We start from the raw sequence: 11,768 nt of genomic DNA, 5'->3' as shown, positions 1-11,768 counted from the left end.
GTGGGGCTTCTGTCGGTTTAAGCTAAAAGTACCTTGAAGGAAGTTCTGGTAGTACTAAAACGCCAGAAGCCTACACTGTACCTATACTCAGGGAGCGTGTAGCGAGTTCACTTAAACCAAATATCTCGTATTTGGCACAATGTTGAAAAACGCGTACTCATACCACGCAGTCCAAATAAAACTGCGAATCGACCGCTGACACTTTTCAGGATTTAATTCATAGTCAAACGTTCCTTGTGACATATCAATAGAAGATAAGCCATGATCACAATTGCACTCGTGCTGGTAGGTAAAACCATATTTGGAAGCAATGCTTTGTATCTTCATCTGCACAGCGAACACTTTTCCAGCATGAAGGACAGCATCCCAAGGACGCTTGTGTTCTTGATCACGCGGGTCAAATTGTAAAGCTCGTTTTTCAAAAATGCTATCTCGGTAAATCGGAGCAAGATGTACTTGGTAAAAGCTAGCAGGAAGTTCGTAATCAAACTCATTAAACAGTTCCAGACAAATACGAACAACCTTTACTTGGTTAGAGTACTCTGGTCCTTTTGACTCAAATTCACGCAAAATTGCTTCAAAATCTGGATATCTCTCTATCTTAAAGTCTTGTCCGTAAAACTCAAGTGTTTCTCGTGCTAACAATCCGAACAACTCACGAAACGATGGTTTGAGGTGAGTCAGTTCCGGGTGTTCATTGAATAACTCAACCTCTCCCTGTTCCAGCTTGTATTGAAACAACTGCGCCATCTCAACATAAATCTGGGGATTTTCCAGTCCAACACCAGCCTTGCCTGCTGCAATATCTTGCCATACTTGTGGCAACCGAGAAATATGAACTGCATTTTCTCCAGCGATGACTTGAACTTGAGGAGCATTGAGAGTAAACATACGCAAACTCCAAAGTAATATGCGAAATTAAGTTTACCTTGAGTAGGTTAATTGCTGTATGGCGGGTGACACCCATCAACGAATTAGAGTTTATCAGATTGTGCGCCATATAAGTCGTAGCAATTTACAACTATTGAAAATTAAGCAGAAAGAGTGATGTTGAATTCACCGAAGTTAGTTTAGAAAATACCGCGTTGATGCACAAGTCTACTACGCCTTGTCAAACATTAAAATTTTCTCAAAAAACACACAGTAAAGAATTGTTGCAATACCATACAAGGGAATCTACTCGTAGATTTAGGCTAATGATAGGGGGTAGCTTGTGGAATTTTTGTCAGATTCTGTTGTGTTATCACGGATGCAGTTTGCTTTAACTGCATTATTCCATATGCTCTGGCCCGTCCTAACAACAGGTATGGGAATTTACCTGGTTATTGTTGAGGGAGTGTGGCTCAAGACTCGTAATCCTGACTACTACTACCATGCTCGCTTCTGGGCTAAGTTTTACGTCCTGAATTTTGGGATTGGTGTCGCAACTGGTATCCCAATGGAATTTCAGTTTGGCACGAATTGGTCACGCTTTTCAGAAGCTGTCGGTAACTTTTTTGGCAGCGTCATCGGGTTTGAAGCTTCTTGGGCATTTATGCTAGAAGCTGCTTTCTTGGGTATTATGCTGTTTGGTTGGGAACGCGTCAATCCAATAATTCACTATCTCTCAACCATCCTGGTTGCAATTGGCGCAAACTTATCAACTCTGTGGATTTTAACAGCAAATTCTTGGATGCAAACCCCGGCGGGTGGGGAACTTGTCAATGGCAAGTTTATTGTTCATGATTATTTTGGGGCGATCGCCAACCCGTTCATGAAAAACAGTGTACTCCATATGTTCTTTGCCACATTGGAGACTTCTTTGTTTGTCATTGGTGGAATTAGCGCTTGGTATATTCTCAATCGTCGCCATGAAGCTTTCTTTTCCAAATCTTTGAAGATTGCTTTAGCTGCAGCGATCGCCGTTGCACCATTGCAGATTTACATCGGGCATTTGAGTGGCGAACAAGTTTATCACTACCAACCTTCAAAACTTGCTGCAATGGAAGCGCAGTGGGAAACAACACCTGCTGGAGAGTCTGCGGATTGGAGTTTACTTGCTATACCCAACGACAAAGCACAAAAAAACGACTGGGAAATAACCATTCCCAACGCCCTTGGATATATTCTGGAATTTAAGCAAAAACTCACATATCCAGTACGCGGATTGAATGAGTGGAAACCAGAAGACCGTCCTCACATGATTGGTTTAATTTACTACGCTTTCCGCATCATGATTGGGATTGGATTTTTCTTTGCCGGATTGATGCTAGTGAGTGTTTTACAATGGTTACGTGGTAAGCTTTCGGCTGAAAATATTGCTCAACAGCGTTGGCTAATGTTTGCTTGGGTTTTTGCAGCTCCTTTGGGATACATCGCCGTAGATTCCGGTTGGATTGTGCGTTGTGTTGGACGACAGCCGTGGATTGTCTACGGGCAAATCCGTACGGTTGATGGAGCATCCAATCTACCTGCTAGCAATGTCTTAGCTTCACTCACTGCCTTTGCTGTTGTCTACAGTATTCTGTTTGTTGGGGTTTTGTACTTTGGTAGCCGTATTATTCGTAGAGGCCCAAATTTAGAACTCCCAGTACCTGGAATTGAACCCAATAAACCTGCTGTGAATACCACTCCAGGAGAGTTTGTACCAGATGAACGTCCTGTAGAAGCACAACAATAACAATTCAAAATTCAAAATTCAAAATTCAAAATTAAGAATCCAGTTTCCAATTCCCAATTCCCAATTCCCAATTCCCAAATGAGGTTATATGGAGACGCTAGAGTATTTTCTGCCCCAAGTATGGTTTGTCATTTTAGCTCTATTTTTGTTGCTCTATGTGATGCTAGATGGATTTGATCTAGGGGTAGGTATATTATCTTTAACTTCAAAAGATGAAGAACGTCGTGGCATTTTAATGACGAGTTTGAGCAACATTTGGGATGCGAACGAAACTTGGTTAGTTCTTATGGGAGGAGGTCTTTTTGGAGCATTTCCTCTTGCTTATGGCACAATTCTCAACGCGCTGTACATCCCAATTCTCACTATGATATTTGGGTTTATCTTTCGGGCTGTAGCGTTTGAGTTTCGGGAACTAGCAAACCGAAAACTCTTTTGGAATTTTGCTTTTGGTGCTGGGAGTTTTGTTGCAGCCCTCGGTCAAGGTTTTGCCCTTGGTGCTGTGCTCAAAGGAATTGCTGTTGATGATCAAGGTCACTTTATTGGTACAACTTGGGATTGGTTGAGTTGGCAAACTGTGCTAGTGGCTTTAACCTTAATTCAAGCATATGTTCTTATTGGCTCAACTTATCTGGTTTGGAAAACGACAGATGAGTTACAAACAACTCACTACAAAACTGCTAAAATTGCCGCTTGGACAACATTAATTGGTGCCATTTTCATTACAATTTCAACACCAATCTTTTATGAAAGTGCAAGAACGCGCTTGTTTCAGCAGCCTCTTGTTTACATCTTTGCTGTTATTCCAATACTGGGAATTCTGCTGATTTGGCAACTTCTCCAAAGCTTAAATCGCAAAGAAGAAAGAGCGCCTTTTTTGTGGACAATTCTTCTTTTTGTTCTCACCTTTCTGGGACTGGGGTTAATTGTTTTTCCCTATATCATTCCTATGAAAATTACCATTTATGATGCATCTGCTGACCCAAGTTCGCTTGTCATCATGATTATCTTCATTGGCTTCCTTATCCCCGTGATGCTGTTCTATAACCTTTATCAATACATTGTTTTCCGGGGTAAAGTGACTGGCGGTCATTACGAGGGTTAATATCAATCAATGAACAATGAACAGTTATCAATGAACAGTGAGCAATGAACAGTACACAGTATACAGTACACAATGAACAGGGAAGGAGTCAGGAGCGGAGCCGGAGCCGCTCCGCCTCCGGTCAGAAGTCAGAAGTCAGAAGTCGGAATTCTTTATTTCTTCCTTGGTGAATACTGAATTCACCGATTCTGAATTCTTCTTCAAACTGGTAACTGATAACTGATAACTGATAACTGATTGGTCATAGGCGATTCAGGCATAATGCAGGCGCGACGCTTCTTGATAGAATGTCTGAAAAGTGTACGAAAGGTATACTTTTCAGACATCCTCTAAAGGTACGCAATATCAGTTGTAAAACTATTCCACCGTCACAGACTTCGCCAAATTTCTCGGCTGATCGACATCCAAACCGCGAAGTGCTGCAATATGATAAGCTAACAATTGCATGGGAATTAATGTTAGAATTGGAGAAAGTAATTCATCTACTTTTGAGACTGGAATAAGATCATTGAAAATTTCTGCTGCTTCTCCCTCATTGAAAGGAGTCACACCAATTAACCGAGAATCACGCGCTTTGGCTTCTTGGGCGTTAGAAATGACTTTTTCATAAACACTTCCAGGCATGGCGATCGCCACAACAGGAACTTTTGCATCTAACAAAGCAATCGGTCCGTGTTTCATTTCTCCAGCAGGATATCCTTCTGCATGAATATAGCTAATTTCTTTTAATTTCAACGCTCCTTCTAAAGCAATAGGGAAGTTAATTCCTCTTCCTAAAAAGATGAAATCTTTTGTTTCTGCAAACTCATGAGCTAACTGCTCAATAAAATGCTCTTGTTTTTCTAAAGTAGCTTCAATTTCACCAGGAATTTGCCGCAACCCGTTAATAATTTCTTGCAATTTTGTTGGAGAAATCGTCTGACGAAGATATGCCAAATCTATTGCTAATGCATAAAATGCAATCAGTTGAGCAATAAAAGTTTTTGTTGCCGCGACTCCAATTTCAATTCCCGCCACAGTATTAATAATTTGAGGTACCATATGACTCAGAGTACTTTCTGAGCGATTGGTAATTCCTAAAAGTCGTGCTTGATATTTGGGTTCTTTATCCTGACGACGTTCTTTTTCCATCGCCAAAGCTGCTAGCGTATCAGCGGTTTCACCAGACTGGGTAACACCAATCGTCAGAGTATTTGGTGTTATGGGTGATGGTGCATAACGATATTCAGAAGCGTAATGCACTTGGGTTGGAATTCCTGCTAGTTGTTCTATTAAATATTTACCAACTAATGCTGCGTGCCAACTTGTACCACAAGCAACAATTTGGATTTGTTCTAGATTAGCGTAAATCTGGGCAGGTAAACCAAGCTTCACTGGAGAATTTGTAGAATCATTAACATTCCAATCACCACTGAAGTAAGCATCCAAACAAGCCCGTACTACTCCTGGTTGTTCATAAATTTCCTTGAGCATGAAGTGCTTGAATCCCTGCTTTTCCACCATCATGGGATTCAAGTTCAGCAGACGGGGCTGTTTCTTCAACCTTTCACCTGCAAAGTTGTAAACTTCAACACCCAGAGGTGTCAGACGTGCCAATTCTCCATTGTCGAGGGGTAAGACTGCACGGGTATGAGAAATTATAGCTGGTGTGTCAGAAGCACAGAAGAATTCCCCTTGCCCAAAACCAATGACTATGGGTGCTTGTTGTCGGACGACGATGAGTTCGTCAGGATAGTCAGCACTGATGAGTGCGATCGCAAACGCTCCCTTAAGTTTACTAACAGTATCACGAACAGCCTCAAGAAACGGAGACGGGGAAAAAGGAGAAACAGAAGACAACGAGTGCTGCAAAAACTCAGCTATCAGATGTGGGATAACCTCAACATCAGTATCTGAGCGAAACTGGTATCCTTTTTGTTTAAGTTCCTCACGCAACTCGCTGTAGTTTTCAATAATCCCATTGACAACGACTGCTATTCGCATAGCCCCATCCATATGGGGGTGGGCATTATACTCTTCTGGTTTACCATGAGTTGCCCAGCGAGTGTGACCAATTCCAATTTGAGCCGGTGTTTCTACTTGTTCTAGCTTAGAACGCAGATTGTAAAGTTTACCTTTTGCCCGGACACAATTTACGTCACCTTCCCATATCGTAGCGATTCCCGCAGAATCGTATCCCCGATATTCCAGTTTTTCCAGGCCAGATAGCAGAATTTCAGTTGCTGCTTGAGTACCAATATAGCCAACAATACCGCACATTGATCACACCACTCTTGTGATAAAAGGACAAATAAACCAAGTATAGTCTTTAGCACAAAGGTAGCATTTTGACCGAAGAAAGACAGAAGGTAGAGGGCAGAAGGCACAAGCTTTAAGAAAGATTCATATTAGGGAAGACCAAAAATAAATTGGACATCTCGAAAATTCATATCAAACTCTTGGACTATCATTGAAGTACAGCGCTCTTGTCTAAAAGCCAGGCATAAAGCCATTTTTACTTCTGACTGATAGTAAATCCGGTTGCATTAGAATTATATATATATTTTGTCATTGCGAGCGGAGCGAAGCAATCGCAAAGACGGGAGATTGCTTCACTTCACTGTCGTTACGTATGCCCTCCCTTGCCCGCTGCGAAGGGCGCTGCGGACATATAGTACCGATGCTACCGGACTTGATATGATTTCTGAGTCAGGAATTGCTGCTGTATTTTCTGGAAATCCCTAACATTGTAGGCTGGACATTGCTCACCATTGTTGAAATGGAAAGTAATGCCCAGCCTCCACTGCTAAAACTGCTTGCTATTGGAATAATTAATGGCGTTCCAAAGGAAAAATTAGTAAGCCAAGCCCATACTGCGAGTGGTTTCAGCTCCTAAGTAAACCCGAATGCTTAAAAAGTCGGTGGGGCAAGCCGTTTCACACCGCTTGCAGCCCACACAATCTTCTGTGCGGGGAGAAGAAGCGATTTGAGCAGCTTTGCAGCCATCCCAAGGAACCATCTCTAGTACGTCGGTGGGGCAAGCACGAACGCATTGTGTGCAGCCGATGCAGGTATCGTAGATTTTTACGGTATGAGACATTGAAAAAAAGCTCCTTTGAGAGAGTTTTTCTGGTGTGAAAGAATCATAATCATGGCTTAGTTTACCGCAGTGGCTTCTCCTGAGTAATTAAAAGGCTACATAACTTTAAAGAATGTAATAAGCACCTTTCTCGCTTGCTTTTTCCAATTCGGATATCTTTTGCAAAAATTTCTATTTAGAGTCTATGAGCGATCGCATTTACACAAAACCAGCACAAAGTGCGATCGCATTGTAGACAAAACTAGCACAACGAGCGATCGCATTTACACAAAACCAGCTCTGAACGTGAGATCATAGGAAAGGCGATCGCAACTTCTACCGCCACTTCTATAAAGACAACAGAACTTTACCTGTCAGCTACCCATCCGTCTCCACCAATTTCCACAACGCATCAATTCCACTGCCTACATATTCTGAATCTTGATGCTGCGAAACCCATTGAGTAATAGCAGTCGCAACATCGCTAGAGTTTTTACCCAAGTTGCCCAAGGCATCTGCTGCATTCCCACGCACCGAAACATCCTGATCCGCGAGTCGCCCAACAAGTGCATCCACCACCTGTGCTGATCCATTACCCAACTTGCCCAAGGCATCTGCTGCATTCCCACGCACCCAATAATTCTCATCCGCGAGTCGCAACAAGAGTGTTTTTGTGACTTCTTCTTTTTCCCCCAAAGCTGCACGATATTTCTGCAACCGCCCTTCATCAATATGCTGTGCGGAATCTTTTAACAGTTTCAGTGCTGGCGCTTCAAATCGAGTTTCATTCAAACTGCAAAAAGTTTTAAAAACCTGCTCGCGGATTTTTTCACCCACTTGCTGATCGTCACTAATTTCCAACTTGACTAATTGCTGCAAAATCTGTTGTACAATGCTTTCATCTTGCACATCCAAATCTTCTGCTAAACAACTAGCAGCAAAGAAAAGGTTCCGGTGCAGCCATTTTTCATAAGGTGTATCTTGCTCAAGAATATGTTTGAGAAGTTTGGCAGTTTTTTTCCGGTGTTGTTGAGCGATAAGTAACAGTAACACCTCGCGCCAGTGGGAGTCATGGAAATGTTTTGTGATATGCTTTAACACCACATCATCATTATCACCTTCTTGTCTATCCTTAATTTCCTTTGCTGCTAAATGTTCCTGAAAAGTCTTGTGAACAAAGGCGTAGCAGTCTTGCCCTTGTTCATTTAACAAACCTGCCCGTTCTTGAATATGTGTTACAAAGCGTTTTGCTTCTGCTTCTGCTTGATGTCGCGGAATAGATTTTTCATCAGTGATGAATTTCTTTAATTGCTGAATCAGTTCCTCTTTATCAATCAGCGTACCGCCTTCTTTGTCTCCCGTACCTCCTTGAGTATGAATCCAGTAAGCAAGCTGTTCCATTAAGCGTTCAATATCATCGTGATGGAGATATTCACAAAGCAATTTATAATCAAGTTCCTTACCTGCATCCCAGTTCGTTAATAGAGTTTTCACTGCACGCTCATAAAGCTTGTGTCGCTGTCTGGGTAGATACGCTTCATAGCGATGAATCAGAGCAATAATTGTGAGTAGCAGTGGATTTCTGGCTAATTCTTGAATGCGTTTTTGTCCTGCTAAAGCCTTGCGTAAGCTTTCTTGCCTTCTTTGTGATTCTTCTAAATCTTGAAAACGGCTTTCGTACCACTTTTTGATAAACAGTTCAATTTTGTCATCGTCAAACGACTCCAGAATATAACGGGGAAACTCTTCCGTGCGGAAAAAGACGCTTTTATATCCTGCTGGGCGAGAAGTAATAATTGTTCTGTTTTCTGAATATTGTCCCAAGAAACCCTCAATCTGATTGACGATTTCAAACCGTCTTGCCTCATTTGCAACCTCATCCAAACCATCCAGAAAAATTAACGCTCGTCCATCATCCAGCCAATACTCAAAAAAACCTGTTGGCAGTTCTTTAACTTGTAAATTCCCGCTCGCGAACTGTCTAATATAATCTATAATACTCAGATGCTCCGCACGTTTAGCTAAATCTCGAATTCTAATAATAATTGGCAGTAAATCTGTATCTGCTGCTAAACCAAGAACTTCTGATTTTTTTTGAGCTAGCATCACAGCAAAGTAACTTATCAAAGTCGTCTTACCAGAACCAGGCGCGCCCAGCAGAACAAATTTCTTAGATGTGCTTTCCGTCAATAATTTTTGTGCTAAAAACTTTTTACCTGTGCTTTTTTCAAGTCGTCCTAATTGCCTTTGCTCTCGGAGTAATTCCGCTTGGCGTTTGCCGATACCTGTTGCTTCTTGAACCTCTAAAAAGACCAAATCTTTTTCATCTTCAAACTTTCGCGTTTCTCGAATATCTTCTACCACATCAGGCATGACAAAAATTTGTGGTAACTGAGCAGACTTATCTACCTCTTGTCCTTCAACAGAAATACCAGCAAATTTGACATCATCAAAGTAATTAGCTATCTGTTTGAGATAAGCAACTTTCGTTATTTTAAATCTTAAATAGGCGCTAGTCTTTTCAAAATAAGTATCTAAAAAAAATTTCAGCCAATTTTCTACACTGTTTTGAGGAAACTTCAATCTTTGATTTTCTGCTGCTATTCGTTCTTGAAAAATCTGAATTAATAAATCTAAGTTAGGAGTCGTTTTATTATCTTGCAGCGGCTTTTGTAATTCGTGCAAAACAGTTGCATCTGTAAAAAAGCGTGAGAAAACGTCTATTTGAGTCTTGTCATCGCAATAGTAAAACAATTGTTGTGCATAAGGTTGCTTTTCGTCCCATTCCTTAGCAGCGGTAATACCTGCTTTTAAGCCTTTTTCTAAATCCGTAGGATTTAACGCACTGTTAATTTTAGAAAACAGTGGTTTTAGTAGTGGAGATACAGCCGGAATCACTGCCTTGATTATGGCAGTTGTTTCTACATGCATATTTTTGCCTGATTTTCAACCGTTTAAGATGTATTATTACTTATCTGTAGGTAAAACAAGTCAGGATTTCAGGCTAATTTAAAAGTATCAAATCAGATAGAGATAGAAATGTATACTTACAAAAAGCTATATTTTACGAAATATTAGCAAATCGTTAACTCTAACATAAACTACACAAGTAGACACAAGCGAGTGCGCTACTATCCTATTAATGTAAATCACATTACAAAAGCTTATGGAACCAGATTCTCTACCAACCGAGGTGATTTTGACGCATTCGCGTCAGTCTCTCGGGAGTATGAAACTTGATTGGGCACCGCAACCGGGAAACTATCTTGACTTTGAAGGCAAAACGTACGCAGTTTTAGAACGCCGCCACCGCTATCAATTCAAAGCGGGGCGCTATCGTTTGCAAAAAATTGCTTTATACGTACAGTCTGCCATACGACCAAGTGAAAAAAGTTTTGTAGGAGGGCGCTGGGTTGTTGGCGATGCCAGTTGCCGCTATAATGCTTGCTCAGAAATCATTCGCTGCGCGGTCAACCCAGATGGACCATGTAAAACTTGCCGCTACTATGAGGTATCCAGTGCTAAGTAATTTCAAAAAAATCCCTCATAACTCATAACTCAGCACTTCCAAATATCTCTCCCACTGTTAAACGCGAACCATTAACAAAATCCCATCCTGACTGGGGACGTTTACCAGGTGGTTGAACTTCTCGCAATAGCAATAAACCCTCTCCAGTTTGGACAATTGCTCCCATCCCCTTGACGATGCTGACAACTTGCCCCGGACTAACCGGTACGGTTGACAAATTAGGTAATTTCTGCATGATTTCTTGAAGTTTTGCTTTGAGTTCTGCTGGTAGTTCATAACCGTCAGCATCATCAAGGGGAACAGTAGCGGTGATTTTCAGTGGTTGGTTGCGAAAAGTAGCAGTACAGTCTGGATAAAACCCTCTAATTTGATTGTGTAATTGTATAGCACTCTTTGACCAATCCAATTGATAATCCTCTTTCTTAATCAAAGGCGCATAAGTCGCTTGAGAATTATCTTGAGGAATCGGCTCAATTTCCTGATGTTCCAGCTTCCACAAAGTCTCTAGTAACAAATCTGCACCAAGAACTGCAAGTTTTTCTGCCAAATCATGAGCATTATCGAGTAACTCAATTGGGGTAGTCGCTTTAAGAAGCATTGCACCAGTATCCATTCCCGCATCCATTAACATTGTTGTGATACCGGTTTGAGTCTCGCCGTTATATAAACACCACTGAATGGGAGCAGCACCTCGATACTTTGGTAAAATTGAGCCATGCACATTAATACAACCTAATTTAGGCATATCTAAAATTTCTTGAGACAGAATTTGCCCGTAGGCAACGACAACAAACACATCTGCGTCTGAGTCTTTGAGTTTGGTTAAAGTATCAGTGTCTTTTTTCACCCGCTGAGGTTGCCATACAGGTAAGTTAGCAGAAGTGGCGATCGCTTTAACTGGTGAGGGTATCAGTTGATTTCCGCGTCCCCGGCGTTTATCAGGTTGTGTCACAACTGCCAAGACATCAAATTCTGGATGATTCAGTAGTTTTTCCAGAGTTGGTACAGCAAAACTAGGAGTGCCAAAAAATACTATTTTCATAAGAGTTAAGAGTCATAAGAGTCAAGAGTCATAAGAGTCAAGAAGAAGCAGTTCGCTTCTTGATTGCAAACTGCTGTTTGGGAGTCCATAGCTATTAGACTATGGGCTGTTGACTCTTGACTATAGTATCAATCGCAATTTCAATGCAGCGGGTGCCAATTTGTTACGTTTTTTTTACAAAAGCTCACTAGGTAGAGTTATTCTGGTAATGTTTAAAGCCCTGTACCCCACAATTTGTAGGAAATTTTTCTACTTGGTGGTCCGTTTTTATGATTCTTGCAACTGAGCCATGCAGTTTTTGCAGTGTACTCTGCGATTTCTTGCTATCAAGACATTGCGGGAGCGTGAGAACCCCTAGCTTTCAAGCAGGGGATGAAA

At 41.4% G+C, this 11,768-nt stretch carries 8 protein-coding genes; 3 read left to right on the top strand and 5 right to left on the bottom strand.

What is annotated here, in order from left to right:
* Positions 1-111: 111 nt before the first annotated feature.
* Positions 112-891 (bottom strand): hypothetical protein, encoded by a 780-nt coding sequence (locus tag DP117_RS32820; protein WP_169222349.1) that lies wholly within the window; start codon positions 889-891, stop codon positions 112-114.
* Between the two features lie 322 nt (positions 892-1,213).
* Between DP117_RS32820 and DP117_RS32815 the strand changes: the two genes are divergently transcribed.
* Both DP117_RS32815 and cydB read left to right on the top strand, forming a co-directional pair.
* A complete protein-coding gene (locus DP117_RS32815; protein WP_169222348.1) occupies positions 1,214-2,659 on the top strand; it encodes a cytochrome ubiquinol oxidase subunit I in 1,446 nt (481 codons plus the stop codon).
* Between the two features lie 88 nt (positions 2,660-2,747).
* Positions 2,748-3,761, top strand: a complete 1,014-nt coding sequence (gene cydB / locus DP117_RS32810) for a cytochrome d ubiquinol oxidase subunit II (protein WP_169222347.1) — start codon at positions 2,748-2,750, stop codon at positions 3,759-3,761.
* 357 nt (positions 3,762-4,118) lie between these two features.
* Here the strand turns inward: cydB and glmS are convergent, their stop codons facing one another.
* The 3 genes from glmS to DP117_RS32795 all read right to left on the bottom strand — a co-directional run bounded on the left by glmS (position 4,119) and on the right by DP117_RS32795 (position 9,750).
* Positions 4,119-6,020: a glutamine--fructose-6-phosphate transaminase (isomerizing) gene (gene glmS / locus DP117_RS32805; protein ID WP_169222346.1), complete on the bottom strand. Its 1,902-nt coding sequence runs from the start codon at positions 6,018-6,020 to the stop codon at positions 4,119-4,121.
* Positions 6,021-6,594: 574 nt separating this feature from the next.
* Positions 6,595-6,840, bottom strand: coding sequence for a photosystem I iron-sulfur center protein PsaC (psaC, locus tag DP117_RS32800; RefSeq protein WP_012411495.1), 246 nt, complete (start codon positions 6,838-6,840; stop codon positions 6,595-6,597).
* Positions 6,841-7,197: 357 nt separating this feature from the next.
* A complete protein-coding gene (locus DP117_RS32795; protein WP_169222345.1) occupies positions 7,198-9,750 on the bottom strand; it encodes an NACHT domain-containing protein in 2,553 nt (850 codons plus the stop codon).
* A 235-nt stretch (positions 9,751-9,985) separates the two neighbouring features.
* Between DP117_RS32795 and DP117_RS32790 the strand changes: the two genes are divergently transcribed.
* Positions 9,986-10,348 (top strand): DUF6464 family protein, encoded by a 363-nt coding sequence (locus DP117_RS32790; protein WP_211176492.1) that lies wholly within the window; start codon positions 9,986-9,988, stop codon positions 10,346-10,348.
* A 22-nt stretch (positions 10,349-10,370) separates the two neighbouring features.
* Here the strand turns inward: DP117_RS32790 and fmt are convergent, their stop codons facing one another.
* Positions 10,371-11,390 (bottom strand): methionyl-tRNA formyltransferase, encoded by a 1,020-nt coding sequence (gene fmt / locus DP117_RS32785; protein ID WP_169222344.1) that lies wholly within the window; start codon positions 11,388-11,390, stop codon positions 10,371-10,373.
* Positions 11,391-11,768: the final 378 nt, after the last annotated feature.

Origin of the sequence: Brasilonema sp. UFV-L1 (assembly GCF_012912105.1) — a bacterium.
GTDB lineage: Bacteria > Cyanobacteriota > Cyanobacteriia > Cyanobacteriales > Nostocaceae > Brasilonema.
The sequence above is the reverse complement of the archived record's forward strand: the minus strand, read 5'-3'. Positions and strand labels throughout refer to the sequence as shown.

What these genes read in the sequence shown, in the direction of transcription:
- DP117_RS32795 (WP_169222345.1), bottom strand. Translation starts at nt 9,750, where the DNA reads ATGCATGTAGAAACAACTGCCATAATCAAGGCAGTGATTCCGGCTGTA.
- DP117_RS32790 (WP_211176492.1), top strand. Translation starts at nt 9,986, where the DNA reads ATGGAACCAGATTCTCTACCAACCGAGGTGATTTTGACGCATTCGCGT.
- fmt (WP_169222344.1), bottom strand. Translation starts at nt 11,390, where the DNA reads ATGAAAATAGTATTTTTTGGCACTCCTAGTTTTGCTGTACCAACTCTG.
- cydB (WP_169222347.1), top strand. Translation starts at nt 2,748, where the DNA reads ATGGAGACGCTAGAGTATTTTCTGCCCCAAGTATGGTTTGTCATTTTA.
- DP117_RS32820 (WP_169222349.1), bottom strand. Translation starts at nt 891, where the DNA reads ATGTTTACTCTCAATGCTCCTCAAGTTCAAGTCATCGCTGGAGAAAAT.
- psaC (WP_012411495.1), bottom strand. Translation starts at nt 6,840, where the DNA reads ATGTCTCATACCGTAAAAATCTACGATACCTGCATCGGCTGCACACAA.
- glmS (WP_169222346.1), bottom strand. Translation starts at nt 6,020, where the DNA reads ATGTGCGGTATTGTTGGCTATATTGGTACTCAAGCAGCAACTGAAATT.